Origin of the sequence: Enterobacter sp. BNK-34 (genome assembly GCF_048684445.1) — a bacterium.
Classification (GTDB): domain Bacteria; phylum Pseudomonadota; class Gammaproteobacteria; order Enterobacterales; family Enterobacteriaceae; genus Enterobacter; species Enterobacter pseudoroggenkampii.
Genome location: NZ_JBLQUA010000001.1, coordinates 4,537,327 through 4,563,449, shown reverse-complemented (window position 1 = coordinate 4,563,449; position 26,123 = coordinate 4,537,327). Strand labels below are relative to the sequence as shown.

Annotated in this window: 23 protein-coding genes; 18 read left to right on the top strand and 5 right to left on the bottom strand. The window is 59.7% G+C overall.

Going from position 1 to position 26,123, the window contains the following annotated elements; translation table 11 throughout:
* Positions 1-11: 11 nt before the first annotated feature.
* The 8 genes from nuoG (at position 12) to nuoN (ending at position 10,037) form a co-directional block, all read left to right on the top strand.
* Positions 12-2,735 carry an NADH-quinone oxidoreductase subunit NuoG gene (gene nuoG, locus ACMGG5_RS22405; protein ID WP_420278537.1) on the top strand — a complete coding sequence of 908 codons (2,724 nt, stop codon included), beginning with the start codon at positions 12-14 and terminating at the stop codon, positions 2,733-2,735.
* The gene (gene nuoH / locus ACMGG5_RS22400) at positions 2,732-3,709 is read left to right on the top strand and encodes an NADH-quinone oxidoreductase subunit NuoH (RefSeq protein WP_047346615.1); all 978 of its coding nucleotides are present in this window, start codon (positions 2,732-2,734) and stop codon (positions 3,707-3,709) included. The genes nuoG and nuoH overlap by 4 nt, the downstream gene beginning before the upstream one ends.
* A gap of 13 nt (positions 3,710-3,722) precedes the next feature.
* Positions 3,723-4,265 carry an NADH-quinone oxidoreductase subunit NuoI gene (gene nuoI / locus ACMGG5_RS22395; RefSeq protein ID WP_003861491.1) on the top strand — a complete coding sequence of 181 codons (543 nt, stop codon included), beginning with the start codon at positions 3,723-3,725 and terminating at the stop codon, positions 4,263-4,265.
* Positions 4,266-4,275: 10 nt separating this feature from the next.
* Entirely contained in the window at positions 4,276-4,830 is a 555-nt protein-coding gene (gene nuoJ, locus ACMGG5_RS22390) for an NADH-quinone oxidoreductase subunit J (protein ID WP_008500212.1), read from the top strand.
* Complete coding sequence (gene nuoK / locus ACMGG5_RS22385) at positions 4,827-5,129, top strand: NADH-quinone oxidoreductase subunit NuoK (RefSeq protein ID WP_003861496.1); 303 nt, start codon at positions 4,827-4,829, stop codon at positions 5,127-5,129. The genes nuoJ and nuoK overlap by 4 nt, the downstream gene beginning before the upstream one ends.
* Entirely contained in the window at positions 5,126-6,967 is a 1,842-nt protein-coding gene (nuoL, locus tag ACMGG5_RS22380; RefSeq protein ID WP_420278536.1) for an NADH-quinone oxidoreductase subunit L, read from the top strand. The genes nuoK and nuoL overlap by 4 nt, the downstream gene beginning before the upstream one ends.
* Before the next feature lie 76 nt (positions 6,968-7,043).
* A complete protein-coding gene (gene nuoM, locus ACMGG5_RS22375) occupies positions 7,044-8,573 on the top strand; it encodes an NADH-quinone oxidoreductase subunit M (RefSeq protein WP_024908970.1) in 1,530 nt (509 codons plus the stop codon).
* Between the two features lie 6 nt (positions 8,574-8,579).
* Positions 8,580-10,037, top strand: a complete 1,458-nt coding sequence (gene nuoN, locus ACMGG5_RS22370) for an NADH-quinone oxidoreductase subunit NuoN (RefSeq protein WP_061714719.1) — start codon at positions 8,580-8,582, stop codon at positions 10,035-10,037.
* A gap of 92 nt (positions 10,038-10,129) precedes the next feature.
* On the opposite strand, the gene ACMGG5_RS22365 is transcribed toward nuoN, so the two are convergent.
* Both ACMGG5_RS22365 and rbn read right to left on the bottom strand, forming a co-directional pair.
* Positions 10,130-11,134 carry a chemotaxis protein gene (locus ACMGG5_RS22365; RefSeq protein WP_024908219.1) on the bottom strand — a complete coding sequence of 335 codons (1,005 nt, stop codon included), beginning with the start codon at positions 11,132-11,134 and terminating at the stop codon, positions 10,130-10,132.
* A gap of 64 nt (positions 11,135-11,198) precedes the next feature.
* On the bottom strand, positions 11,199-12,116 hold the full coding sequence (gene rbn / locus ACMGG5_RS22360; RefSeq protein WP_420278535.1) for a ribonuclease BN: 918 nt from the start codon (positions 12,114-12,116) through the stop codon (positions 11,199-11,201).
* A 71-nt stretch (positions 12,117-12,187) separates the two neighbouring features.
* On the opposite strand from rbn, the gene ACMGG5_RS22355 reads away from it, so the two are divergent.
* The 10 genes from ACMGG5_RS22355 (at position 12,188) to ACMGG5_RS22310 (ending at position 22,055) form a co-directional block, all read left to right on the top strand.
* A complete protein-coding gene (locus tag ACMGG5_RS22355; RefSeq protein WP_420278534.1) occupies positions 12,188-12,649 on the top strand; it encodes a GNAT family N-acetyltransferase in 462 nt (153 codons plus the stop codon).
* Between the two features lie 53 nt (positions 12,650-12,702).
* Positions 12,703-13,008: a stress response protein ElaB gene (gene elaB / locus ACMGG5_RS22350; RefSeq protein ID WP_008500219.1), complete on the top strand. Its 306-nt coding sequence runs from the start codon at positions 12,703-12,705 to the stop codon at positions 13,006-13,008.
* Between the two features lie 85 nt (positions 13,009-13,093).
* A complete protein-coding gene (menF, locus tag ACMGG5_RS22345) occupies positions 13,094-14,389 on the top strand; it encodes an isochorismate synthase MenF (RefSeq protein ID WP_420278533.1) in 1,296 nt (431 codons plus the stop codon).
* Positions 14,390-14,477: 88 nt separating this feature from the next.
* Positions 14,478-16,148: a 2-succinyl-5-enolpyruvyl-6-hydroxy-3-cyclohexene-1-carboxylic-acid synthase gene (menD, locus tag ACMGG5_RS22340; protein ID WP_090419943.1), complete on the top strand. Its 1,671-nt coding sequence runs from the start codon at positions 14,478-14,480 to the stop codon at positions 16,146-16,148.
* Entirely contained in the window at positions 16,145-16,921 is a 777-nt protein-coding gene (menH, locus tag ACMGG5_RS22335) for a 2-succinyl-6-hydroxy-2,4-cyclohexadiene-1-carboxylate synthase (RefSeq protein ID WP_090419940.1), read from the top strand. Before menD ends, menH begins: the two co-directional genes overlap by 4 nt.
* Entirely contained in the window at positions 16,918-17,775 is an 858-nt protein-coding gene (gene menB, locus ACMGG5_RS22330; protein ID WP_420278532.1) for a 1,4-dihydroxy-2-naphthoyl-CoA synthase, read from the top strand. Before menH ends, menB begins: the two co-directional genes overlap by 4 nt.
* The gene (gene menC, locus ACMGG5_RS22325; protein WP_090419937.1) at positions 17,775-18,740 is read left to right on the top strand and encodes an o-succinylbenzoate synthase; all 966 of its coding nucleotides are present in this window, start codon (positions 17,775-17,777) and stop codon (positions 18,738-18,740) included. The genes menB and menC overlap by 1 nt, the downstream gene beginning before the upstream one ends.
* Positions 18,737-20,098, top strand: a complete 1,362-nt coding sequence (menE, locus tag ACMGG5_RS22320) for an o-succinylbenzoate--CoA ligase (RefSeq protein WP_090419934.1) — start codon at positions 18,737-18,739, stop codon at positions 20,096-20,098. The genes menC and menE overlap by 4 nt, the downstream gene beginning before the upstream one ends.
* 124 nt (positions 20,099-20,222) lie before the next feature.
* The gene (locus ACMGG5_RS22315) at positions 20,223-20,762 is read left to right on the top strand and encodes a YfaZ family outer membrane protein (RefSeq protein ID WP_290093478.1); all 540 of its coding nucleotides are present in this window, start codon (positions 20,223-20,225) and stop codon (positions 20,760-20,762) included.
* Between the two features lie 93 nt (positions 20,763-20,855).
* Positions 20,856-22,055, top strand: coding sequence for a nicotinamide mononucleotide deamidase-related protein YfaY (locus ACMGG5_RS22310; RefSeq protein ID WP_024908210.1), 1,200 nt, complete (start codon positions 20,856-20,858; stop codon positions 22,053-22,055).
* A 33-nt stretch (positions 22,056-22,088) separates the two neighbouring features.
* Here ACMGG5_RS22310 and glpC read toward each other — a convergent pair whose 3' ends face one another.
* Genes glpC through glpA form a run of 3 tightly spaced genes read right to left on the bottom strand, consistent with a single transcriptional unit; the run spans position 22,089 to position 26,111 of the window.
* Positions 22,089-23,279, bottom strand: a complete 1,191-nt coding sequence (gene glpC / locus ACMGG5_RS22305) for an anaerobic glycerol-3-phosphate dehydrogenase subunit GlpC (protein WP_024908209.1) — start codon at positions 23,277-23,279, stop codon at positions 22,089-22,091.
* Positions 23,276-24,493, bottom strand: a complete 1,218-nt coding sequence (glpB, locus tag ACMGG5_RS22300; protein ID WP_407858816.1) for a glycerol-3-phosphate dehydrogenase subunit GlpB — start codon at positions 24,491-24,493, stop codon at positions 23,276-23,278. The genes glpC and glpB overlap by 4 nt, the downstream gene beginning before the upstream one ends.
* Complete coding sequence (gene glpA, locus ACMGG5_RS22295) at positions 24,483-26,111, bottom strand: anaerobic glycerol-3-phosphate dehydrogenase subunit A (protein WP_420278530.1); 1,629 nt, start codon at positions 26,109-26,111, stop codon at positions 24,483-24,485. The genes glpB and glpA overlap by 11 nt, the downstream gene beginning before the upstream one ends.
* Positions 26,112-26,123 lie beyond the last annotated feature (12 nt).

The following is a 26,123-nucleotide window of genomic DNA, read 5'->3' as shown; positions in this document are numbered from 1 at the left end:
GAAGCATGCTAATGGCTACGATTCATGTAGACGGCAAAGAATACGAAGTCAACGGGGCGGACAACCTGCTGGAAGCTTGTCTGTCTCTTGGCCTCGATATTCCGTACTTTTGCTGGCATCCGGCGCTGGGCAGCGTCGGTGCTTGCCGCCAGTGTGCGGTGAAGCAATATCAAAACGCGGAAGACACGCGTGGTCGCCTGGTGATGTCCTGTATGACGCCAGCCACCGAAGGCACCTTTATTTCGATTGATGACGAAGAAGCCAAACAGTTCCGCGAAAGCGTGGTGGAGTGGTTGATGACCAACCACCCGCACGACTGTCCGGTTTGTGAAGAGGGCGGTAACTGCCACCTTCAGGATATGACCGTGATGACCGGTCACAGCTTCCGTCGCTATCGCTTTACCAAGCGTACCCACCGTAACCAGGACCTGGGGCCGTTCATCTCTCACGAAATGAACCGCTGCATCGCCTGCTACCGCTGCGTGCGTTACTACAAAGACTATGCAGACGGTCAGGATCTGGGCGTGTATGGCGCGCATGACAACGTCTACTTCGGTCGTCCGGAAGACGGCGTGCTGGAGAGCGAATTCTCCGGTAACCTGGTAGAAATCTGCCCGACCGGCGTCTTTACGGATAAAACTCACTCCGAGCGTTACAACCGTAAATGGGACATGCAGTTTGCGCCAAGCATCTGCCAGCAGTGTTCCCTCGGCTGTAACACCAGCCCGGGTGAGCGCTACGGCGAACTGCGCCGTATCGAAAACCGTTACAACGGTACCGTTAACCACTACTTCCTCTGCGACCGCGGTCGTTTCGGCTATGGCTATGTGAACCTGAAAGACCGTCCGCGTCAGCCGGTTCAGCGCCGTGGCGACGACTTCATTACCCTGAACGCTGAACAGGCGATGCAGGGCGCGGCAGATATTCTGCGCCAGTCGAAGAAAGTGATCGGTATCGGCTCCCCGCGGGCCAGCATCGAAAGCAACTTCGCGCTGCGCGAGCTGGTCGGGGCGGAAAACTTCTATACCGGCATCGCCCAGGGCGAGCAGGAACGTCTGCAGCTGGTACTGAAAGTGCTGCGTGAAGGCGGTATCCATACCCCTGCGCTGCGCGAAATCGAATCCTATGATGCGGTCCTGGTGCTGGGTGAAGACCTGACCCAGACCGGCGCCCGCGCGGCCCTGGCGGTTCGTCAGGCGGTGAAGGGTAAAGCACGTGAAATGGCAGCGGCGCAGAAAGTGGCTGACTGGCAGATTGCGGCGATCCTGAACATCGGTCAGCGCGCGAAGCATCCTCTGTTTGTGACCAACGTCGACAACACCCGTCTGGACGACATCGCGGCGTGGACCTACTGCGCACCGGTTGAAGATCAGGCGCGCCTTGGCTTTGCCATTGCCCACGCGCTGGACAACAGCTCACCGGCGGTAGAACTGGATCGCGACCTGCAGAACAAGGTTGACGTGATTGTTCAGGCCCTGGCAGGTGCGAAGAAACCGCTGATTATTTCCGGGACCAACGCCGGCAGCGCGGAGATCATTCAGGCGGCAGCCAACGTGGCCAAAGCCCTGAAAGGCCGCGGTGCTGACGTCGGCGTGACCATGATTGCCCGTGCGGTGAACAGCATTGGTCTGGGCATGATCGGCGGCGGCTCGCTGGAAGCTGCGTTAAGCGAACTGGAATCCGGTTCTGCTGACGCCGTTGTGGTGCTGGAAAACGACCTGCATCGCCACGCCTCTGCCGCTCGCGTTGACGCCGCGCTCTCCAAAGCGCCGCTGGTGATGGTCATTGACCATCAGCGCACCGCGATTATGGACAAAGCTCACCTGGTGCTCTCTGCGGCAAGCTTCGCAGAAAGCGACGGTACGGTTATTAACAACGAAGGCCGCGCCCAGCGTTTCTTCCAGGTTTATGACCCGGCGTACTACGACAGCAACACCGTGATGCTGGAGAGCTGGCGCTGGCTGCACTCCCTGCACAGCACCGTGCAGAGCCGTGAAGTGGACTGGACGCAGCTCGACCACGTTATCGACGCGGTAGTCGAAAAACTGCCTCAGCTGGCAGGCATTAAAGATGCCGCGCCTGAAGCAAGCTTCCGCATTCGCGGCCAGAAACTGGCGCGTGAACCGCACCGCTACAGCGGCCGTACCGCAATGCGCGCCAATATCAGCGTGCACGAACCGCGCCAGCCGCAGGATAAAGACACCATGTTCGCCTTCTCCATGGAAGGGAATAACCAGCCGTCTGCGCCGCGTTCGCAAATCCCGTTCGCATGGGCACCGGGCTGGAACTCCCCGCAGGCATGGAACAAGTTCCAGGCTGAAGTGGGCGGCTCCCTGCGCCACGGCGATCCGGGCGTGCGTCTGATTGAAGCTTCTGAAACCGGTCTGGACTTCTTCACCACCGTACCGGCGAGCTTCCAGGCGCAGGACGGTAGCTGGCGTATTGCGCCGTACTACCACCTGTTCGGTAGCGACGAGCTGTCCCAGCGTTCACCGGTCTTCCAGACCCGTATGCCGCAGCCGTACATCAAGCTTAACCCGGCGGATGCCGCGAAGCTTGGCGTTAACGCGGGTGCGAACATCGCCTTTAGCTATGACGGCCAGACCATCAGCCTGCCGCTGATTATTTCTGAAAGCCTGACAGCAGGGCAGGTCGGTCTGCCGATGGGTATGCCTGGCATCGCGCCGGTTCTGGCGGGTGCGCGTCTTGATAACCTGCAGGAGGCAAAAGCATGAGTTGGTTAACGCCGGATCTTATCGACATCCTGCTGAGCATTCTGAAAGCGGTTGTTATCCTGCTGGTGGTGGTCACCTGCGGCGCGTTCATGAGCTTTGGTGAACGTCGTCTGCTCGGTCTGTTCCAGAACCGTTACGGACCGAACCGCGTGGGCTGGGGTGGTTCACTCCAGCTGGTCGCGGACATGATCAAGATGTTCTTTAAAGAGGACTGGATCCCGCGCTTCTCGGATCGCGTGATCTTTACTCTGGCACCGATGATCGCCTTCACCTCGCTGCTGCTGGCGTTTGCTATCGTGCCGGTCAGCCCGACCTGGGTGGTCGCTGACCTGAACATCGGCATTCTGTTCTTCCTGATGATGGCAGGCCTCGCGGTTTACGCGGTCCTGTTCGCAGGCTGGTCCAGTAACAACAAATACTCGCTGCTGGGGGCGATGCGTGCTTCCGCGCAGACCCTGAGCTACGAAGTGTTCCTGGGTCTTTCCCTGATGGGCGTGGTGGCGCAGGCCGGTTCATTCAACATGACCGACATCGTCAACAACCAGGCCGACATCTGGAACGTTATTCCGCAGTTCTTTGGGTTTATCACCTTTGCCATCGCGGGCGTGGCCGTGTGTCACCGTCACCCGTTTGACCAGCCAGAAGCCGAACAGGAACTGGCCGACGGTTACCACATCGAATATTCCGGTATGAAATTCGGTCTGTTCTTCGTGGGCGAGTACATCGGTATTGTCACCATTTCCGCGTTGATGGTAACGCTGTTCTTCGGTGGCTGGCATGGCCCGTTCTTACCGCCGTTCATCTGGTTCGCGCTGAAAACCGCGTTCTTCATGATGATGTTCATTTTGATTCGCGCAGCGTTACCGCGTCCGCGTTATGACCAGGTAATGTCCTTCGGCTGGAAAGTGTGCCTGCCGCTGACGCTCGTCAACTTGTTGGTAACGGCCGCTGTCATTCTCTGGCAGCAGCCATAAGGGGCAATAGACCATGACCTTAAAAGAATTACTGGTAGGCTTCGGTACCCAGGTACGCAGTATCTGGATGATCGGCCTGCACGCGTTTGCCAAACGCGAAACCCGGATGTACCCGGAAGAGCCGGTATATCTGCCGCCGCGCTACCGTGGCCGTATCGTGCTGACGCGCGACCCGGACGGTTCCGAGCGCTGCGTTGCCTGTAACCTGTGTGCGGTAGCGTGTCCGGTAGGCTGTATCTCTCTGCAGAAAGCCGAGACGGTAGACGGCCGCTGGTACCCTGAGTTCTTCCGCATCAACTTCTCACGCTGCATCTTCTGCGGTCTGTGTGAAGAAGCGTGCCCAACCACGGCGATTCAGCTGACTCCAGACTTCGAGCTGGGTGAGTACAAGCGTCAGGACCTGGTGTACGAGAAAGAGGATCTGCTGATTTCCGGTCCGGGCAAATACCCGGAATATAACTTCTACCGGATGGCGGGTATGGCAATCGACGGCAAAGATAAGGGCGAAGCAGAGAACGAAGCTAAGCCTATCGACGTCAAGAGCCTGTTACCGTAAGGAGAGGGCAATGGAATTCGCTTTTTATATCTGTGGCCTTATCGCCATCCTGGCTACGCTGCGAGTGATCACGCACACCAATCCGGTGCATGCGCTGCTGTACTTAATCATCTCGCTGCTGGCCATTTCCGGGGTGTTCTTTGCACTGGGCGCGCACTTCGCCGGTGCGCTGGAAATCATCGTCTACGCCGGGGCCATTATGGTGCTGTTCGTGTTCGTGGTGATGATGCTGAACCTGGGCGGCTCTGAAATTGAGCAGGAACGTCAGTGGTTAAAACCGCAGGTGTGGATTGGCCCGGCAATTCTGTCGGCCATCATGCTGGTGGTGATCGTTTACGCCATTCTGGGTGTTAACGATCAGGGCATCGACGGCACGCCGATTGGCGCGAAAGAGGTCGGTATCACGCTCTTTGGCCCATACGTTCTGGCAGTGGAACTGGCCTCAATGCTGCTGCTGGCAGGTCTGGTTGTGGCTTTCCACGTTGGCCGTGAAGAGCGTGCTGGCGAGGTGCTGAGCAACCGCACTGACGACCGCGCGAAAAGAAAAACGGAGGAGCGCGCATGATCCCCTTAACACATGGACTGATCCTCGCTGCGATTTTATTCGTTCTGGGTCTGACCGGTCTGGTTATCCGCCGCAATCTGCTGTTTATGCTGATCGGGCTGGAAATCATGATTAACGCCTCCGCGCTGGCCTTCGTGGTCGCCGGAAGCTACTGGGGCCAGACCGATGGTCAGGTGATGTACATTCTCGCCATCAGCCTCGCGGCTGCCGAAGCGAGTATTGGCCTGGCGCTGTTGCTGCAGCTCCATCGTCGCCGCCAGAATCTGAACATCGATTCAGTAAGTGAGTTGCGTGGATGAACATGCTTGCCTTAACCATTATTTTCCCGCTGATTGGCTTCGTGCTGCTGGCGTTTTCTCGCGGCCGCTGGTCTGAGAATCTGTCTGCAACCGTTGGCATGGGCTCTGTTGGCCTGGCCGCGCTGGTGACAGCGTATGCGGGTATCGACTTCTTTAACAACGGGCGTCAGCCTTTCAGCGTGCCGCTGTGGACCTGGATGTCGGTCGGTGATTTCAACATCGGTTTCAACCTGGTGCTGGACGGCCTCTCGCTGACCATGCTTTCCGTGGTTACCGGCGTTGGCTTCCTGATCCACATGTTCGCCTCCTGGTATATGCGCGGTGAAGAGGGTTACTCCCGCTTCTTCGCCTACACCAACCTGTTTATCGCCAGCATGGTGGTTCTGGTCCTGGCCGATAACCTGCTGCTGATGTATCTGGGCTGGGAAGGCGTGGGTCTGTGTTCTTACCTGCTGATCGGTTTCTACTATACCGATCCGAAGAATGGCGCAGCGGCCATGAAAGCGTTCATCGTGACCCGCGTGGGTGACGTCTTCCTCGCTTTCGCGCTGTTCATTCTTTACAACGAACTGGGCACGCTGAACTTCCGCGAAATGGTGGAACTGGCGCCAGCGCACTTCGCTGCAGGTAACAACATGCTGTGGTGGGCAACGCTGATGCTGCTGGGTGGTGCTGTGGGTAAATCCGCGCAGCTGCCGCTGCAGACATGGCTGGCCGACGCGATGGCGGGTCCAACCCCTGTCTCCGCGCTGATCCACGCTGCGACCATGGTCACCGCCGGTGTCTACCTGATTGCGCGTACCCATGGCCTGTTCCTGATGACCCCGGAAATTCTGCATCTGGTGGGTATCGTCGGTGCGGTCACGCTGGTGCTGGCAGGCTTTGCCGCGCTGGTGCAGACCGACATCAAACGCGTCCTCGCGTACTCCACCATGAGCCAGATTGGTTACATGTTCCTGGCGCTGGGCGTTCAGGCGTGGGACGCAGCCATTTTCCACCTGATGACGCACGCGTTCTTTAAAGCGCTGCTGTTCCTCTCATCCGGTTCGGTGATCCTGGCCTGCCATCACGAGCAGAACATCTTCAAAATGGGCGGACTGCGTAAGTCCATTCCGCTGGTTTATGTCTGCTTCCTGGTGGGCGGCGCGGCGCTGGCGGCACTGCCGCTGATCACCGCGGGCTTCTTCAGTAAGGACGAAATCCTTGCGGGTGCCATGGCGAATGGTCATATCAATCTGATGGTTGCGGGTCTGGTCGGTGCGTTCATGACCTCCCTGTATACCTTCCGTATGATTTTCATCGTATTCCACGGTAAAGAACAAATTCACGCTCACGCAGGGAAGGGGATTACCCATCACCTGCCGCTGATTGTGCTGTTGGTACTGTCCACCTTCGTTGGCGCGATGATTGTGCCGCCGCTGCAGGGCGTACTGCCAGACACCACCGAGCTTGAGCACGGTCGCGTTCTGACGCTTGAAATCACCTCCGGTGTGGTCGCTATCGTGGGCATCCTGATCGCTGCATGGCTGTGGCTGGGCAAACGTACGCTGGTGACTGCCGTTGCCAACAGTGCGCCAGGCCGCCTGCTGGGCACCTGGTGGTACAACGCGTGGGGCTTCGACTGGCTGTACGACATGATCTTCGTTAAGCCGTTCCTGGGCATTGCGTGGCTGGTGAAGCGCGACCCACTGAACAGCCTGATGAATATCCCGGCGATCCTCTCCCGCTTTGCAGGTAAAGGCCTGCTGTACAGCGAGAACGGTTACCTGCGCTGGTATGTGGCGTCCATGAGCATCGGTGCGGTTGTCGTGCTGGCGCTGCTGATGGTGTTGCGTTGATCGTTAAGTGAATTTTATTCGAATTCGTTGAAAATCAGGCCCCTACTGGGGGCCTTAAAAAGGAATGTAAATCGCCATGTTACTACCCTGGCTAATATTAATTCCCTTCATCGGCGGCTTCCTGTGCTGGCAGACTGAACGCTTTGGCGTGAAGATGCCGCGCTGGATTGCGCTGATCACCATGGGATTGACGCTCGCGCTTGGCCTGCAACTGTGGTTGCAGGGCGGTTACTCACTGACCCAGTCTGCGGGCATTCCGCAGTGGCAGTCTGAGTTCATCCTGCCGTGGATCCCACGTTTCGGCATTACGATCCACCTGGCGATTGACGGTCTGTCGCTGCTGATGGTGGTGCTGACCGGTCTGCTCGGTGTTTTGGCGGTACTCTGCTCCTGGCGTGAAATCGAAAAATACCAGGGCTTCTTCCACCTGAACCTGATGTGGATCCTGGGCGGCGTGATCGGCGTGTTCCTTGCCATCGACATGTTCCTGTTCTTCTTCTTCTGGGAGATGATGCTGGTGCCGATGTACTTCCTGATCGCGCTGTGGGGCCACAAGGCGTCCGACGGTAAAACGCGTATCACGGCGGCAACCAAGTTCTTCATCTATACCCAGGCGAGTGGTCTGGTGATGTTGATTGCCATTCTGGCGCTGGTGTTTGTTCACCATAACGCGACCGGAACCTGGACCTTCAACTACGAAGAACTGTTGAAGACGCCAATGTCCCACGGCGTTGAATACCTGCTGATGCTGGGCTTCTTCATCGCCTTCGCGGTGAAAATGCCGGTGGTTCCGCTGCACGGCTGGCTGCCAGACGCGCACTCTCAGGCACCAACGGCGGGTTCCGTTGACCTGGCGGGCATCTTGCTGAAAACGGCGGCCTACGGTCTGCTGCGTTTCGCTCTGCCGCTGTTCCCGAACGCCTCCGCAGAATTCGCACCGATTGCCATGTGGCTGGGTGTGATCGGTATCTTCTACGGTGCCTGGATGGCCTTCACGCAGTACGACATCAAGCGTCTGATTGCCTACACCTCCGTTTCCCACATGGGCTTCGTGCTGATTGCTATCTACACCGGCAGCCAGCTGGCGTACCAGGGGGCGGTGATCCAGATGATTGCGCACGGTCTGTCCGCAGCCGGTCTCTTCATTCTGTGCGGCCAGCTGTATGAACGTCTGCACACCCGTGACATGCGTATGATGGGCGGTCTGTGGAGCAAAATTAAGTGGCTGCCAGCGCTCTCCATGTTCTTCGCGGTGGCGACTCTGGGGATGCCGGGTACCGGTAACTTCGTCGGCGAATTTATGATTCTGTTCGGCAGCTTCAAAGTGGTACCGGTGATTACCGTGATCTCCACCTTTGGTCTGGTGTTCGCTTCCGTCTACTCGCTGGCGATGCTGCACCGCGCGTACTTCGGTAAAGCGAAGAGCGAAATTGCTGCACAAGAACTGCCGGGGATGTCGCTGCGTGAGCTGTTCATCATCCTGCTGCTGGTCGTACTGCTGGTGCTGCTGGGCTTCTTCCCGCAGCCGATTCTGGATACCTCGCACAGCGCGATGGGCAATATCCAGCAGTGGTTTGTTAATTCTGTTTCTACTACAAGGCCGTAATTCGCCATGACAATAACTCCACAACAACTGATCGCGCTGCTACCGCTGCTGATCGTCGGATTGACGGTGGTGGTTGTGATGCTCTCCATTGCGTGGCGACGCAATCACTTCCTGAATGCCACGCTGTCGGTCATCGGCCTGAACGCCGCGTTAGTCTCTCTCTGGTTTGTTGGTCAGGGTGGGGCGATGGACGTCACCCCGCTGATGCGCGTTGACGGTTACGCCATGCTGTATACCGGTCTGGTGCTGCTGGCGAGCCTGGCAACCTGTACCTTTGCGTACCCGTGGCTCGAAGGCTACAACGACAACAAAGAAGAGTTTTACCTGCTGGTTCTGATTGCCGCGCTGGGCGGCATTCTGCTGGCGAATGCGAACCACCTGGCCGCGCTGTTCCTCGGCATTGAGCTGATCTCTCTGCCGCTGTTCGGTCTGATTGGTTACGCCTTCCGCCAGAAGCGCTCCCTGGAAGCAAGCATCAAGTACACCATCCTGTCTGCGGCGGCGTCCTCGTTCCTGCTGTTTGGTATTGCGCTGGTGTACGCACAGTCCGGTAACCTCTCCTTCATGGCGCTCGGCAAGAGCCTCGGTGACGGCATGCTGCATGAGCCGCTGCTGCTGGCGGGTCTGGGCATGATGATCGTTGGTCTCGGCTTTAAACTCTCTCTGGTTCCGTTCCACCTGTGGACGCCAGACGTATACCAGGGCGCTCCGGCTCCGGTGTCGACCTTCCTGGCGACGGCGAGCAAAATCGCTATCTTCGGTGTGGTCATGCGTCTGTTCCTGTACGCACCGGTAGGTGACAGCGAAGCGGTTCGCGTGGTGCTGGGCATTATCGCGTTCGTCTCCATCATCTTCGGTAACCTGATGGCGCTGAGCCAGACCAACATCAAGCGTCTGCTGGGCTACTCGTCTATCTCTCATCTGGGCTACCTGATGGTGGCGCTGATTGCGCTGCAGAGCGGTGAGATGTCGATGGAAGCCGTGGGCGTCTATCTGGCCGGTTACCTGTTCAGCAGCCTCGGCGCCTTCGGCGTGGTGAGTCTGATGTCCAGCCCGTACCGTGGTCCGGATGCCGATTCACTGTTCTCCTACCGTGGTCTGTTCTGGCACCGTCCGATCCTGTCCGCAGTGATGACGGTGATGATGCTCTCTCTGGCAGGTATTCCGATGACGCTCGGCTTTATCGGTAAGTTCTACGTGCTGGCCGTCGGTGTGCAGGCGCACCTGTGGTGGCTGACTGCGGGCGTGGTGATCGGCTCCGCGATTGGTCTCTACTACTACCTGCGCGTGGCCGTGAGCCTGTACCTGAGCGCGCCTCAGCAGCTCAACCGCGATGCCCCAACCAACTGGCAGTACAGCGCCGGTGGTATCGTAGTGCTTATCTCCGCGCTGCTGGTGCTGATCTTCGGTATCTATCCGCAACCGCTGATTGAGATCGTGCAGCGAGCAATGCCATTAATGTAAAAACAAAAAACCCGCCTCGGCGGGTTTTTTTATGGTTTTCTCCCTCTCCCTGTGGGAGAGGGCCGGGGTGAGGGCACCAGCCCGCACCATGCTTAAGCCAGCTGCTTCCGGCTAATCAACGGCCCGTCAATCTTCTTCATCGAGCGGTCCAGCACTTCCTCAATCACTGACGACAGCTCGTTCAGCTCAAACTTCGCCACATACCCGTCCGCCTTCACCTTGCGAATATGGTCTTCGTTGGCGTTGCCGGAAAGGGAAGAGTGGATCACCACCGGAATATCTTTCAGTACCGGGTCGGTTTTGATTTTGCGCGTCAGCGTAAAGCCGTCCATTTCTGGCATTTCGAGGTCGGTCAGCACCAGCGCGATCTTATCGGTGATGGGAACCCCTTCAGCCTGGGCCTGTGCCGCCAGCACGCCAATTTTCTCCCACGCTTCTTTGCCGGTGATATGCAGCTGGGCCGGGATCTCCATTGCCTGCAGACCTTTCTCCAGCATCGAGCGCGCCACTTTGGAGTCTTCCGCGACGATGGCGACAGCGCCTGGCTTGATATGGAATTTGGTGGTCTTCAGGTTCGTGGCGTGCAGATCGTGATTGGCCGGGGTGATGTCATACAGGATCTGCTCAACGTCCAGCACCATCGCCAGATCGTTGGTATCGGTCTTCTCGTCAAGACACGCGATACTGGTGATGTAGCGGCCGCTGACGGCGGTTTCCGCCGCGTGCACCTGCTTCCAGTCCAGACGCATGATGTTCTCAACCGATTCCACGGCAAACGCCTGCACGCTGCGCGCGTATTCGGTGATCAGCAGAATGTTCAGCCCGGTGGTGGGCTTACAGCCCGCCACGGCGGCCAGGTCAATCACCGGGATCACCTGATCGCGAATATTCACCATTCCCATCAGCGGTGACTTCATCCCGGCGGGTTTCGTGAACTCCGGCATCGGCACAATTTCACGCAGCTTAAAGACGTTAATGCCAAACAGCTCAGATTTATTTTCGTTCAGAGAGGTGCCAAGACGGAACAGCAACAGTTCAAAACGGTTCGACAGGGTCAGATTCGCCCTGTCATCAATATCTTTCTGGAAATTATCCATTCTACCCTCGAGAGAAATGCTGACCTTTTAATCGTTATCGGCATCCTGAGGGAAAAATGAAGGACTAAACGCTGACCTGAGCGAAATCTTCGGCCAGCTCACATTCCGGAAACAGCGTGCGGCACTCTGCCAGCAGGCTTGCGCATCCCCGCGCGTCGTAGCGCGAGCTGACGTGGGTGACGATGAGCCTCCCGACGCCCGCGTCACGGGCAAGCTGCGCCGCCTGACGCGTGGAGCTGTGTCCCCGGCTGTTGGCTTTCTCTTCCATCGCCTTTTCAAGCGTCGCTTCATGCACCATCACGTCCACGCCCTGGGCCAGCGTGAGCGCCGCCGGGCACGGGGCCGTGTCGCCAAAAATTGCCAGCTTCTTGCCGGGCTGCGGTGCGGCGAGATAATCCTGGCCGTTAATGACGCGCCCGTCCTCCAGCGTGACGGTCTCACCGTGCTTCAGACGCTGGAACAGCGGTCCGGGTTTTACGCCGTCGGCCATCAGCGCAGCGGCATCCAGCGCGCCGGGTTTGTCATGCGCTTCAATACGGTAGCCATAGCATTCCACTGGATGATTAAGTGGTTGAGCAGTAACCCGATAATCCCCGTCATCGAATACCAGGCCTTCGGTAATCTCAACGACCTCCAGCGGATAATCGGTCCACGACCCGCTCAGGCGCAGCGTGGTTTCAACAAATTCGCGAATACCCACTGGCCCGTAAATCGTCAGCGGGTTGGCGTTACCGGCCATCGAGCGGCTGCACAGCAGACCGGGAAGGCCAAACAGATGGTCGCCATGCAGATGGGTAATAAAAATTTTATCCAGCTTGCCGGGGTGATAAACGGTATGTAACAGCTGATGCTGCGTCCCTTCACCACAGTCAAACAGCCACAGCCCACCGCGGGTGGGGTGCTTAAGATCCAGCAGGATCGCCGTCACGTTCCGTGAGCGGGTTGGCACGCCAGCGGACGTACCCAGAAAAATCAGTTCCATAACGCAATCAGCCCTTTGCCGAACGGGGAGGGGTTTAGTATAACGTGATGAACCCCAGGAAGGAGACTGACATGATCCAGTGGCAAGATTTACACCATAGTGACCTCACCGTTCATTCACTTTACGCCCTGCTGAAGCTGCGCTGCGAAGTGTTTGTGGTTGAACAGACCTGCCCGTATCAGGACATAGACGGCGATGACCTCGTTGGCGAGAACCGCCATATCCTCGGCTGGCGGGATAACGAGCTGGTGGCGTATGCGAGGATTCTGAAAAGCGAAGACGATTTTGAGCCTGTTGTCATTGGCCGCGTCATCATCAGCGGTAGCGCGCGTGGTGAAAAACTCGGCTATCAGCTGATGGAAAAAACGCTGGAGGCGTGCCAGAAACAGTGGCCGAACAAGGCGTTATACCTGGGTGCGCAGGCGCACCTGCAGTCCTTCTACGGCCACTTTGGTTTCGTGCCCGTCACCGAGGTGTACGATGAAGATGGTATTCCCCACGTCGGCATGGCGCGAGAAGCGAAGCAGGCGTAATAGCGAGTCGTTGGCTATAGTTAGCGGACTGGTGTACTAACATGGAGAAAAATATGTCATTTCAATCCTGGGATACCCGTATCGACGACGACCTGGCCTTACTGAGCGAAACGCTGGAAGAGGTGTTACGTTCCTCGGGCGACCCTGCCGATCAGAAATATATTGAGCTAAAAGCCCGCGCCGAGCAGGCGCTGCATGAAGTGAAAAACCGCGTCAGCCATGCGTCTGATACCTACTACTACCGCGCTAAAAAAGCGGTGTACCGTGCCGATGATTACGTGCATGAAAAACCGTGGCAGGGCATTGGAGTAGGTGCTGCCGTAGGCCTGGTGCTGGGGCTGCTGTTGGCCCGTCGTTAAGCCGTTTAACCACTCCCTATACGTGGGTACTGATATTTCGTATGGTACCCCGTATAATACGAGGCTTTAACAGGGAGAGGTTCGCGTGAATTCGATTTTCCTCGCGCTGGAGCAACTGCGTACCCAGCTATCGCAAGCGTTACCCGCAGCACCCGGCATACGTCATTTCGACGTCTCTTTCCCGTTAAACGACGCCTTTGATCCCCTCGCCTGGCTGGGCGAGCAGCAGTGTTATCCGCAGTTTTACTGGCAGCAGCGTAACGGCGATGAAGAGCTGGCTGCGCTGGGAGCGGTTATCCCTTTTTCCTCTCTGGCGTTAGCCTCGCAGTTTTTGCGCGAGCAAAACGCAGCAGGTGATACCTGTATCTGCGGGCTGAACGCCTTTAATCCGGAGCAGAGCAGCCTCTTTTTACCGCGGCTGCTCTGGCGACGCACCGCCGGCAACGCCACGCTGCGCCTGCAGCTGTGGAGCGACCGCTCGCTTGAGGAGGATGCCCGCGCCGCGCTGGATTTTTTACAGCAGCTCCGTCCTGCGAGATCTATCCGTCCGCTGTCCGTTCAGGTTGAGCACGAAACCCATCAGCCGCAGCAGGCCGAATGGATGACGCTTATCCGCATGGCGACAGAGACCATCGCGCGCGGTGATTTTGAAAAAGTGGTTCTCGCCCGGGCAACCGATATTCAGGTTACACAGCGCGTTAACCCTGTCGCGCTGATGGCGGCCAGCCGCGCCCTGAATTTACACTGCTACCATTTCTGCATGGTATTCAACGCCAGCAACGCGTTTCTTGGCTCGACGCCCGAGCGTCTCTGGCGGCGGCGCGGCACGCTGCTGCGCACGGAAGCGCTGGCGGGCACCGTTGCCAGCCATACCGATGATAGCCAGGCGCAGCGTCTCGGCGAGTGGTTGCTTAACGACGATAAAAACCAGCGCGAAAATATGCTGGTCGTGGAAGATATCTGTCAGCGTCTTCAGCACTACACGCAGACGCTTGAGGTACTGCCCCCTCAGGTGGTGCGCCTGCGTAAAGTGCAGCATTTGCGCCGCTGTATCTGGACCGAGCTCAAACAGGCCGATGATGAGCAGTGTCTGCTCATGCTACAGCCGACCGCGGCCGTAGCCGGATTACCCCGACAGCCTGCGCGCGAGTTTATTCAGAAGGTTGAGCCCTTTAACCGCGAGTGGTACGCCGGTTCTGCCGGGTATTTATCGCCTGACCAGAGTGAATTTTGCGTGGCGTTGCGCTCCGCGCGCGTCCAGGATGACTCCCTGCGGCTCTATGCCGGTGCCGGCATTGTCAGCGGGTCTGACCCGGAACAGGAGTGGCAGGAGATCGAAAACAAAGCCGCCGGATTGCGCTCTCTGCTCCTAAGGGATTAATACTGAATCGCGCAATCCCGATTCATATCAAAATTCCAATTTTTTCTATTATTTATACTGTGTCGCATTCTTGATACCGGACAATCTCATGTCAGTAAGTTCTTTTAACCGACGCTGGGCGGCGGTGATCCTTGAAGCCCTGACGCGCCATGGCGTCAGGCACGTGTGTATTGCACCGGGCTCTCGCTCAACGCCGCTTACGCTGGCGGCCGCTGAAAACCGGGCGTTGATTCACCACACCCACTTTGATGAGCGTGGTCTCGGGCATCTCGCGCTGGGTCTGGCGAAGGTCAGCAAAGAACCCGTGGCGGTGATCGTCACTTCCGGTACCGCCGTGGCGAACCTCTATCCGGCTCTGATTGAAGCCGGGTTAACCGGTGAAAAACTGATCTTACTGACGGCCGACCGCCCCCCTGAGCTTATCGACTGCGGCGCCAATCAGGCCATCCGTCAGCCGGGGCTCTTTGCTTCGCATCCTTCGCAGACGATTTCGCTGCCCCGTCCCACCCAGGATATTCCGGCAAGCTGGCTGGTCTCCACCGTCGATCACGCTCTGGAGACGTTGCGCAGCGGGGCGTTGCACATTAACTGCCCGTTTGCCGAGCCGCTGTACGGTGAGCTGGACGATACGGGTCTTGACTGGCAGCAATCCCTTGGCGACTGGTGGGAGAGTGAAAAACCGTGGCTTCGCGAGCAGACGCACCTTGAGAGCGCGAAGCAGCGCGACTGGTTCTTCTGGCGGCAGAAGCGCGGCGTGGTGATTGCCGGGCGCATGAGCGCCGCCGAAGGCAAGCTGGTCGCCGAATGGGCGCAAACCCTGGGCTGGCCGCTGATAGGCGACGTGCTTTCCCAGACCGGTCAGCCGCTGCCGTGCGCCGACCTCTGGCTGGGTAATGCCAAAGCGGTCACCGAGCTGGCGCAGGCGCAGATTGTGGTTCAGCTTGGATCGAGTTTAACCGGCAAACGGTTACTGCAGTGGCAGGCCACCTGCACGCCGGAAGAGTACTGGCTGGTGGACGCGCTGGAAGGGCGGCTTGACCCGGCGCACCATCGCGGACGTCGTCTGGTCAGCCATATCGACGCCTGGCTGACGCTTCATCCGGCTGAAAAACGCAAGCCCTGGGCGGTGGCCATCCCGGACCTTTCGCGCCAGGCGTGGGAACTGACTAAAGCGCACTGTGAAGCGTTTAGCGAGGCCGGACTGGCGCACCGTATTCGCCAGTGCCTGCCTGAACAGGGGCAATTGTTTGTCGGCAACAGCCTGGTGGTGCGGCTGATTGACGCTTTTTCGAAGCTGCCCGCGGGCTACCCGGTGTACAGCAACCGTGGCGCCAGCGGTATCGACGGGCTGATCTCCACGGCGGCGGGCGTGCAGCGCGCCAGCGCGAAATCAACGCTGGCGATAGTGGGCGATCTCTCCGCGCTCTACGATCTCAACGCGCTGGCGCTGCTGCGTCAGGCGTCAGCCCCGTTTGTGCTGATTGTGGTCAACAACAACGGCGGGCAGATTTTCTCCCTGCTGCCTACGCCGCAGAGCGAGCGCGAGCGCTTCTATCTGATGCCGCAGAACGTGCAGTTCGAACACGCCGCGGCGATGTTCAGCCTGAAATATCATCGCCCGGAAAGCTGGGAACAGCTGGACGCGGCGTTAAGCAGCGCCTGGAAGCAGCCGGGTGCGACACTGATTGAGCTGGTGGTAAACGATGCTGACGGTGCGCAGACCCTGCAAAGCCTGCTGGCGCAGGTGAGCCAGCTGTGATCCTCTCGGGCGTGCAGCATGACGGAAAATCAGGCTATCCCTGGCTGGTCTTTTTGCACGGTTTTTCCGGAGATTGCCGCGAGTGGCAGGGTGTTGGTGAGCGACTCCGTGACTACCCCCGGCTGTATCTGGATCTGCCGGGGCACGGTGGATCCCGGAATCTGGGCGTCGCGGGCTTTGACGAGATGAGCGCGTTGCTCACCCGAACTCTGATTAGTTACAACATACTGAAATTCTGGCTCGTCGGGTACTCCCTCGGCGGCCGCATTGCGATGTTCCATGCCTGCCAGCAGCCAAAGGGGCTGTTGGGCCTGACGGTAGAAGGGGGACATCCGGGCCTGCAGGATGCCGATGTGCGACAGGCGCGGCTGGCATCCGACCGCCGCTGGGCAGCACGTTTTCGCAACGAACCGCTGGATAAGGTGTTCGCTGACTGGTACCAACAGCCCGTGTTTGCCTCCCTGACGGACGTCCAGCGCGACGCGCTGATTACCCTGCGCAGCCAGAACAACGGCGCGATGCTGGCGATGATGCTCGAGGCAACGTCGCTGGCCGTGCAGCCCGACCTGCGTACTGCCCTGAGCGCGCGCGATTTCTCTTTTGATTATCTCTATGGCGAACGTGATGAGAAGTTCGCGGCCCTTGCCGCGGAAGTGAACGCCGTTCGCCATGCAATTCCCAACGCCGGACACAACGCCCACCGGGAAAATCCCGATGCGGTTGCGGCAAGTCTGGCTCAGATACTGCGTCTTCGAATAAAGGACACTCTATGATCTACCCTGATGAACACATGCTTTACGCTCCGGTTGAATGGCAGGACTGCTCCGAAGGCTACACCGACATTCGTTACCACAAATCCACCGACGGCATTGCCAAAATCACCATCAACCGCCCGCAGGTGCGTAACGCCTTCCGTCCGCTGACCGTGAAAGAGATGATTCAGGCCCTGGCGGATGCGCGCTACGACGACAACATCGGCGTGATTGTCCTGACCGGCGAAGGCGAGAAAGCGTTCTGCTCCGGTGGCGATCAGAAAGTGCGCGGTGACTACGGCGGATACCAGGACGACGCGGGTACGCATCACCTGAACGTCCTCGATTTCCAGCGTCAGATCCGCACCTGTCCAAAACCGGTGGTGGCGATGGTGGCGGGCTACTCTATCGGCGGTGGCCACGTGCTGCACATGATGTGCGACCTGACCATTGCCGCCGAGAACGCCATCTTTGGCCAGACGGGCCCGAAAGTGGGATCTTTCGATGGCGGCTGGGGGGCCTCCTACATGGCGCGCATCGTCGGTCAGAAAAAAGCCCGCGAAATCTGGTTCCTGTGCCGTCAGTACAACGCGCAGGAAGCGTTGGATATGGGCCTGGTGAACACCGTGGTGCCGCTTGCCGAGCTCGAAAAAGAGACCGTGCGCTGGTGCCGTGAAATGCTGCAAAACAGCCCGATGGCGCTGCGCTGCCTGAAAGCGGCACTCAACGCCGACTGCGACGGTCAGGCGGGTCTGCAGGAGCTGGCGGGTAACGCCACCATGCTGTTCTACATGACCGAAGAGGGTCAGGAAGGGCGCAACGCGTTTAACGAAAAACGCCAGCCAAACTTCAGCAAATACAAACGGAATCCGTAATGCGTCGCGCGCAGGTTTACCGCTGGCAGATACCGATGGACGCGGGCGTGGTGCTGCGTGAACGGCGGTTAAAAACCCGTGACGGCTTCTTCGTGCATCTGCAGCAGGGCGAGCGGGAAGGCTGGGGCGAGATTTCGCCTCTGCCGGGCTTTAGCCTCGAGTCGCTGGATGACGCTCAGACGGCCTTGCTGGCGTGGGCGGACGCGTGGCGCGAGGGTGCGGATCCGGCGCTGCCGGAGGTGCCTTCCGCGGCTTTTGGTATCAGCTGCGCGCTGGCGGAGCTGGACGGCAGCCTGCCGGAAGCGGGGAATTACCGCGCGGCGCCGCTCTGCACGGGCGATCCGGACGAGCTGTTCGCGCTGCTCTCCGCCATGCCGGGCGAGAAGGTGGCGAAAATCAAAGTCGGGCTGTATGAAGCGGTGCGTGACGGCATGGTCGCCAACCTGCTGCTGGAGGCGATCCCCGATCTGCATCTGCGTCTGGACGCCAACCGCGCCTGGACCCCGCTTAAGGCGCAGCAGTTTGCGAAGTACGTCAATCCGGCGTACCGCAGCCGCATTGCCTTCCTCGAAGAGCCGTGCAAAACCCGCGAGGATTCGCGCGCGTTCGCCCGCGAAACGGGGATTGCCATCGCCTGGGATGAAAGCCTGCGCGAGGCCGATTTTGAATTTGCTGCCGAGCCCGGCGTCAGCGCGGTAGTGATTAAACCGACGCTGACCGGCAGCCTGGCGAAAGTGCGCGAGCAGGTCGCGGCGGCGCACGCCTTAGGGCTGACGGCGGTGATCAGCTCGTCAATTGAGTCCAGCCTTGGGCTAACCCAGCTGGCGCGCGTGGCCGCCTGGCTAACGCCGGATACGGTTCCTGGCCTCGACACGCTGAACCTGATGCAGGCTCAGCTTCTCCGCCCTTGGCCGGACAGCGCGCTGCCGTGCCTCGACGTCGCGGCGCTGGAGCCGTTGCGATGAGTTTTACCGACTGGCCGTGGCGACACTGGTGCGCGCTGTTTGCCGATAAACCGGCCCTGAGGCTGAACGACGAGGTGCTCAGCTGGCAACAGCTGTGCGCACGCATCGACAGCCTTGCGGCAGGCTTTCACCGGCAGGGCGTGGAGGAGGGCTGCGGCGTGCTGCTGCAGGCCCATAATCATCCGCAAACCCTGCTGGCGTGGCTGGCGCTGCTCCAGTGCGGGGCGCGTATTCTTCCCGCTAATCCGCAGCTGCCGCGTCCGCTGCTGGACGTGCTGCTCCCGCAGATGACGCTGCGCTTTGCGCTGGTGCTGGACGGCAGCTACGACGCTCTTCCTGCCCTGCGCATGCACGAGACAGCCGATGCGTATTGCGCTGCGTGGCAACCGGCGCGGCTGGCCTCCATGACGCTGACCTCCGGCTCCACCGGGCGGCCTAAGGCAGCGGTGCATACGTGCGAGGCGCATCTCGCCAGCGCGCGCGGCGTTTTGTCGCTGATGCCCTACGGTGAAGACGACGACTGGCTGCTCTCGCTACCGCTGTTTCACGTTTCCGGCCAGGGAATTTTATGGCGCTGGCTGCAGGCCGGCGCGCGGTTAACCGTACGCGAGAAACAGCCTCTTGAGCAGGCGTTGCGCGGCTGCACCCACGCCTCACTGGTGCCGACCCAGCTCTGGCGCTTGCTGAATGCGCACCAGCCTGTCGCACTGAAAGCGGTGCTGCTGGGCGGGGCGGCCATCCCTGTTGAATTGACCGAACAGGCGCGAGAGCAGGATATACGCACCTTCTGCGGCTACGGTCTGACCGAGTTTGCCTCTACCGTTTGTGCGAAAGAGGCGGACGGCGAGCCGGACGTGGGCTGTGCGCTGCCGGGCAGAGAGGTGCAGGTGGTTAACGGTGAAGTCTGGATCCGGGCGCAAAGCATGGCCTCAGGCTACTGGCGAGACGGCGAAATGATTCCGCTGACCAACGCGCAGGGTTGGTTCGCCACACGCGATCGCGGCGAATGGCATGACGGCCGTCTGACGATCCTCGGCCGCATGGACAACCTCTTTTTTAGCGGCGGAGAAGGGATCCAGCCGGAATCGCTGGAGCGCGTTATCGCCACGCACCCGCAGGTTAACCAGGTGTTTATCGTCCCGCTGGACGACGCTGAGTTCGGGCAACGTCCGGTGGCGGTGGTGGAGTGCGAACCGGGAACGGATATCACCTGCTTACCCGACTGGGTCAGGGATAAGGTCGCGCGTTTTGAGCAACCCGTCCGCTGGCTGCTGTTGCCGACTGAACTCAAAAATGGCGGCATCAAAGTCTCACGCCGCGCGCTGCAGCAGTGGGTGAACGCATCGCTGAAGGGATAATAGCCGTTTCAAATAGTTACAATCTACTGACCGGCCGCACGCAGAGTGCTTGATCCCCGGGAGACTCCGGTTAAAATCTCGCGGTTTTGGGACTTCTTTATAATAATTGTGCGGGATCACGACAATGAAAAAAGTGGCATCACTGGGCTTCGGCCTGATGGTTGTATCGGCGGCGGCGAACGCCATCAGCATTAACGGCTCGGCGGGTCAGGATTATACCCACCTGGGCTTTGGCATGGGTACCGAGACATCCGGTCTGGCGATGACCGGCGGCTGGACGCATAACGATGACGACGGCGACGCGGCCAGCCTCGGCCTGGGTCTCAACGTTCCTCTTGGCCCGTTCCTGGCCACCGTTGGCGGTAAAGGTATCTATACCAACCCAAATGACGGTGATGAAGGGTACGCGGCGGCAGTGGGCGGCGGCCTGCAGTGGAAAATTGGCGACAGCGTCGGCCTGTTTGGTGAGTACTACTATTCGCCGGACTCCCTCTCCAGCGGTATCGAAAGCTATGAAGAGGCCAACGCCGGTGCGCGCTGGACCATCATGCGTCCGATTACCATCGAAGCTGGCTATCGCTATCTGAACCTGGCCGGTAAAGACGGCAACCGTGACAACGCGCTGGCCGACGGCCCGTACGTGGGCGTTAGCGCAGGCTTCTAATCACTCCGGCGCGGCGTTCTGTCGCGCCAGTTTCTCTCTTCTCCACCCCGCGTTTGCGCTATAGTGTTTTGACCATATAAGCGGGAGAACATAATGATTAACGTGGAGATGTTATCCACCGGCGACGAAGTGCTGCATGGACAAATTATTGATACCAATGCTGCCTGGCTTGCCGATCTTTTCTTTGAGCAAGGATTACCGTTAACGCGCCGCAATACCGTAGGCGACAATCTTGAGTCGCTGGTCGCTATTCTGCGTGAGCGCAGCGAGCACTGCGACGTGCTGATTGTGAACGGCGGACTCGGCCCCACCGGCGACGATCTCAGCGCGCTGGCCGCCGCGACCGCAAAAGGCGAAGGGCTGGTGCTGCACGAGGCGTGGCTTTCGCAGATGGAGCGCTTTTTCTCCGAACGTGGCCGCGTCATGGCCCCAAGCAACCGCAAACAGGCTGAAATTCCCGCCAGTGCTGAACTGGTCGATAACCCGGTGGGTACCGCGTGCGGGTTTGCTATGCAGCTGAACCGCTGCCTGATGTTCTTTACGCCGGGTGTGCCCTCAGAATTTAAAGTGATGGTCGAGCAGCAGATCCTGCCGCGCCTTCGCGATCGTTTTACCCTGCCTGAACCGCCGCTGTGCCTGCGTCTGACCACCTTTGGCCGCTCGGAAAGCGATCTGGCCCAGAGCCTCGATCATCTTCCGCTGCCGCCAGGCGTGTCCATGGGCTATCGCTCCTCCATGCCGATCATTGAACTTAAGCTGACAGGCCCGGCCGAACAGAAAGAGGCGATGCTGGCCCTGTGGCCCGAGGTGCAGCGCGTGGCGGGCGAAAGCCTGATCTTTGAAGGGACGGAAGGGTTGCCCGCGCAGATTGCGACGCATCTGCAGGCGCGTCAGCTGAGCGTGACCTTAAGCGAGCAGTTCACCGGTGGCCTGCTGGCGCTGCAGCTGTCGCGCGTCAACGCGCCGCTGCTGGCCAGCGAAGTGGTGCCGTTCCAGCAGGAGACTCTCGCGCAAACCGCCCGCTGGGCGTCCGAGAGAAGGGTGAAGCATTTTGCCGGTCTGGCGTTGTTTGTCGGGGGGCTGGACGAGGAATACCTTAACTTCGCGCTGGCGACGCCGGAAGGCACCTGGGCGCTGCGGGTTAAAATGAGCATCACCCGCCATAGCCTGGCGGTGCGTCAGGAGGTTTGCGCGATGATGGCGTTGAACATGCTGCGCCGCTGGCTGAATGGCAAAGAGGTTGCCAGCGAGCACGGCTGGATCCATGTGGTCGAGTCGCTGTTCATCGAGTAAAACCTGTGCCGGGGCCTTTCGCCCCGGCACTGTTCAGCCCAGCGCCTTCGCCAGCAGGGTAATCGGATGTTCACAGCGCTTGCTGGTGGACATTTCAATCTGCCACTTGCAGGTTTCGCAGTCCGTTACCACGATATCCGCGCCGCTCTCTTCAATCTGACGGAACAGCGGGGCGCCAATTGCCTGTGACGTTTCGTAGTTTTCACGCTTAAAGCCGTAGGTCCCCGCAATCCCGCAGCAGCGCGAATCCAGCACCGTCAGCTCCAGGCCTGGAATAAGCCGCAGCAGCTCAAGCGTATAGAGCGACCAGCCCATTTTTTCCATGTGACACGGCGTGTGATAGACCACTTTCAGCGGTAATGTCCCCAGCGGCAACGTCTGCCCGCTATCCAGTTTGCGCCACAGGAAGCGTGTCGCCAGCTCGATGTGCTCGCGCAGGCCGGTGTTATCCACGTCCAGCAGATGCGGATACTCATCGCGAAGGGTGAAGGTACAGGTGGACGAGGTCGCCAGCACCGGAATACCTTTATCGACAATGGCTTCGCGCAGAGAGGTGACATTGCTTTGAGCCTGCCTGCGCGCTTTATCGGTAAACCCGTTGGCAATTAGCGGTACGCCGCAGCACTTCTCTTTGTTCAGTAACTGAACGCCCGTGCCCATGGCATTCAGCACCTTCAGCAGATCTTTACCCAGCTGCGGGTGGTTGTAGTTCACATAGCAGCCGTGGAAAAAGGCCACCTGGTCGGCGTACTGCGCCTGTTGCGCCGCGACGGATTTGTACCAGCGGCGGAAGGTGCCGTGAGAATATTTCGGCAGGCTGCGGTGATGGTCTATCTTCAGCGTGGCATCCAGCAGCTGACGCACCGGTTTGAGAGCGGTCGCGGCATTCACGATGGGGGCAAAGGGCGTCGAGACGCTGCCCATCAGATCGGTGTGGCTCAGGATCGCATCGCGCAGTGTCGGTTTTTGCGTGCTGTAGCGCGCCCGGGCGCGCTGAATGATATCGCCGATTTTCACATCCGACGGGCAGGCGACTTCGCAGCGTTTGCAGTTAATGCAGTATTTCAGCGCTTCATCGTACAGCTTGCCGTCCTTCAGGCGCAGGCGCTCGCCGTCCGGCCCGGCCTGCTTTGGTCCGGGATAGCGTGGGTTAACGCCGCTGACCGGGCAGACGGTGGTACACACCGTGCATTTGATGCAGCTTTCAAAACGGGTGTCGTTCATTGTTCAGCCTCCGTGCGCTGGCTAATCTGCTCTGCCACATACAGCGCCGTGACGGCGCAGACCCCGCCACCGCATCCCTGGGCAATGGGATCGTACCCGCCCAGCAGCGAGCCGATGGCAAAGAGATTCCTGACGGGTTTACCGGAAAGCTGCGGATGCAGCTGGTTATCGACAATCACGCCGAACTGTTGCCAGGGCTGCGGCGAGAAGAAATCACTCTGATACCAGTCCGCGCGTGAGGCATGCTGGCGAACATCCAGCCCCATAATGGCTTCCCGGATGCCCTCCCGGCTGCTCAGCAGTCCGTTGCTGAAGAAGCTGCCGCTTGCCAGCACCGTATAGCGGGCGCGAAGCGGAATATCGTCGTGGTTGCGCGTCCAGATTTCGCTCACCGCGCCGTCGGTCAGGGTGATTTTTTTCACCTCATCACCCGCCATCCACACGCCGCCCTGCGCGACAAACTGACGCTGGAGCTGGGTATGCAGGCGAATGCCGGGTACGGAAGGGGGCAGCGTTGGCAGCAGGCCGAGCGAGCAGGGCAGACGATCCGAGAGCCAGCGCCAGAGCCGGTTGTCACGTAAACCGAAGCAGGCGGGCATCAGCAGGGCATCGCAGGTTTCGCCGAGCGGCCTGAGCGCGTCATACAGCAGCGGCCATTTGTCCTCGTTATCAAGAAAACGGGCGATATTCACCGCGCGAAACTCGCTCGGGTTATCGCGCAGGACATCAAGCTCGGGCAGCTCTATCTCTGCCGTTTCCGCGTTAACGCCCTGGCGACAGAGCGACGCCGCTGCGAGATGGGGCTGGAAATCCAGAAAGCCGCTAATCCCTACCACCCGCACACGTCCCGCGCGAATGGGGGCAATGGGCACCTCCTCCGGGCTGAGCCACGCGGAACGCAGGGTGCCGAGCGGCGTAACGCGCTGGTGATTGAGCCGGGCGCTGCCCTGCAGACGCGCGCCGCAGTCCGCCAGCAGCGCTTCGGTTTCCAGCGCAAAGCGGTCAATATGCTGCGCGCCAATCAGGTGATACGGGTGCTCCGGCGGCAGCTTATCGCGGTACGCTTCGTCCACCAGATCCAGCGAGCCCGACGAGAAGTGCAGGGCGCTCTGGCCCCGGGTGATAATGGCGCAGCGCAGCCCCTGCTTCGTGAGTTTGATGCCGCAGAGCAGGCCTGCCAGCCCGCCGCCGACGATTACGGTATCAAATTTCATCGCGTTGCTCCTTCTCAAGACCGCAAAGCCCCTGGTAGACCCAGCGGGTAAATTCGCTTTCGCGCAGGGCATCGCCCCAGGCGACAGGCTGAATGCCTTTCCAGCGCTCGTTTAAAAACGCGCTGAGCTGATCGAGCGACTGGGTGGCGGTGGTGGTGTGAAAACGCTGCAGCAGACCGGCGGCACGACAGGCGCACAGCTCGCCCTGACAGGTGCCCATTCCGACGCGGGTGCGACGGCGAAGATCGAGCAGGCTGTTGACCGTCAGATTCTCCACCGCGTACTGCACCTCACCGGCGGTGACGGCTTCGCACTCGCACACCAGGCTGCGGCTCAGTCGTCCTTCACCGAGCCACTGTGGCGTTCTGTCGCCGTGGCGGTAAATAGCGGACCCGCGCAGCGGCGCGGGCAGGGAGATAATTTTTTGCAGCGTCTTCTCGGTGGACTGACGCGAGCCGGGCAGGGCTTGTTCTGCCGTTACGCACCGTTCGGTATTGCCCAGCTTGCGGCAGACGGCATCGGTCGCCCACTCGGCCATCAGGCGGTAGGTCATCAGCTTGCCGCCGGTGATGGTGATAAACCCGTCCATGCCGTCGCGTTCGGCGTGATCGAGCAGCACGATGCCCCGGCTGACGTTACGTCCGCTCGGGTCGTTGTCGCTGGCGACCAGCGGACGCACGCCCGCGTAGGCGCGCAGAATGCGCGTCTGCGCCATCACCGGCGCCAGTTTTTCCCCTTCGCGCAGCAGGATGTCCACCTCTTCAGCAGTGACGCGGTTGTAGTCAATCTCGCTGTAGTCCACGTGGGTTGAGGTCGTCCCGATTAACGAAATGGTATCTCCCGGCACGAGGATATCGGCGTCAGACGGTTTGCGGCAGCGGTTGATCACGTGGTTATTGATGCGGTGGTCGAGGATCAGCAGCGAGCCTTTCGCCGGGAACATGCGCACCGACAGGTCCGCGTATTCCGCAATCCGCTGCCCCCAGATCCCCGCCGCGTTGACCACAACGGCGGCATACAGCTCGCTGTGTTCGTTATATTGCGTATCAAGAATCCGCACGCCGCAGATACGATGGCCTTCGCGGATAAGCCCGGTCACTTCATGCCCGGTCAGGATATGCGCGCCATGCTCGCGGGCGTCCAGCATATTGGCGGCGGTCAGGCGGAACGGATCGACGGTGCCGTCAGGGACCTTCACCGCGCCGATAAGCGCCGGGTTAACCGACGGTTCCAGCCGCCGCGCCAGCGCCGGATCCAGGGCCTCAGCCTGAATGCCCGCGGCGCTGCAGGCGGTAATAAAGGTGTCCTGAAAGGCCAGGTCATCTTCGGGAAGGGTAATAAAGAGGCCGTCCGTCGGCTCAATGCAGTGGCGGGCGATACGCTTGAGGATCTGGTTTTCAGCAATACATTCGCGCGCGGATTCAGCGTCGGTGACCGCATACCGCGCGCCGCTGTGCAGCAGGCCGTGGTTACGCCCGGTTGCGCCCGTAGCGATATCATGGCGTTCCAGAAGCGTGACGCTCAGGCCGCGAAGGGCGCAATCGCGTGCGATCCCGGCGCCGGTTGCGCCACCGCCAATGATTATCACATCGCTGTAGCGAGGATCGTGAATGGTCATTGTTTACCCTCT

Excerpts from the sequence above, each read along its gene's own strand:
- nuoN (WP_061714719.1), top strand. The coding sequence starts at position 8,580 with ATGACAATAACTCCACAACAACTGATCGCGCTGCTACCGCTGCTGATC.
- nuoL (WP_420278536.1), top strand. The coding sequence starts at position 5,126 with ATGAACATGCTTGCCTTAACCATTATTTTCCCGCTGATTGGCTTCGTG.
- ACMGG5_RS22315 (WP_290093478.1), top strand. The coding sequence starts at position 20,223 with ATGAAAAAAGTGGCATCACTGGGCTTCGGCCTGATGGTTGTATCGGCG.
- ACMGG5_RS22365 (WP_024908219.1), bottom strand. The coding sequence starts at position 11,134 with ATGGATAATTTCCAGAAAGATATTGATGACAGGGCGAATCTGACCCTG.
- nuoK (WP_003861496.1), top strand. The coding sequence starts at position 4,827 with ATGATCCCCTTAACACATGGACTGATCCTCGCTGCGATTTTATTCGTT.
- menE (WP_090419934.1), top strand. The coding sequence starts at position 18,737 with ATGAGTTTTACCGACTGGCCGTGGCGACACTGGTGCGCGCTGTTTGCC.
- nuoI (WP_003861491.1), top strand. The coding sequence starts at position 3,723 with ATGACCTTAAAAGAATTACTGGTAGGCTTCGGTACCCAGGTACGCAGT.
- menB (WP_420278532.1), top strand. The coding sequence starts at position 16,918 with ATGATCTACCCTGATGAACACATGCTTTACGCTCCGGTTGAATGGCAG.
- ACMGG5_RS22355 (WP_420278534.1), top strand. The coding sequence starts at position 12,188 with ATGATCCAGTGGCAAGATTTACACCATAGTGACCTCACCGTTCATTCA.
- menD (WP_090419943.1), top strand. The coding sequence starts at position 14,478 with ATGTCAGTAAGTTCTTTTAACCGACGCTGGGCGGCGGTGATCCTTGAA.
- ACMGG5_RS22310 (WP_024908210.1), top strand. The coding sequence starts at position 20,856 with ATGATTAACGTGGAGATGTTATCCACCGGCGACGAAGTGCTGCATGGA.
- nuoJ (WP_008500212.1), top strand. The coding sequence starts at position 4,276 with ATGGAATTCGCTTTTTATATCTGTGGCCTTATCGCCATCCTGGCTACG.
- nuoG (WP_420278537.1), top strand. The coding sequence starts at position 12 with ATGGCTACGATTCATGTAGACGGCAAAGAATACGAAGTCAACGGGGCG.
- glpC (WP_024908209.1), bottom strand. The coding sequence starts at position 23,279 with ATGAACGACACCCGTTTTGAAAGCTGCATCAAATGCACGGTGTGTACC.
- elaB (WP_008500219.1), top strand. The coding sequence starts at position 12,703 with ATGTCATTTCAATCCTGGGATACCCGTATCGACGACGACCTGGCCTTA.
- menC (WP_090419937.1), top strand. The coding sequence starts at position 17,775 with ATGCGTCGCGCGCAGGTTTACCGCTGGCAGATACCGATGGACGCGGGC.
- glpA (WP_420278530.1), bottom strand. The coding sequence starts at position 26,111 with ATGACCATTCACGATCCTCGCTACAGCGATGTGATAATCATTGGCGGT.
- nuoM (WP_024908970.1), top strand. The coding sequence starts at position 7,044 with ATGTTACTACCCTGGCTAATATTAATTCCCTTCATCGGCGGCTTCCTG.
- glpB (WP_407858816.1), bottom strand. The coding sequence starts at position 24,493 with ATGAAATTTGATACCGTAATCGTCGGCGGCGGGCTGGCAGGCCTGCTC.
- nuoH (WP_047346615.1), top strand. The coding sequence starts at position 2,732 with ATGAGTTGGTTAACGCCGGATCTTATCGACATCCTGCTGAGCATTCTG.
- rbn (WP_420278535.1), bottom strand. The coding sequence starts at position 12,116 with ATGGAACTGATTTTTCTGGGTACGTCCGCTGGCGTGCCAACCCGCTCA.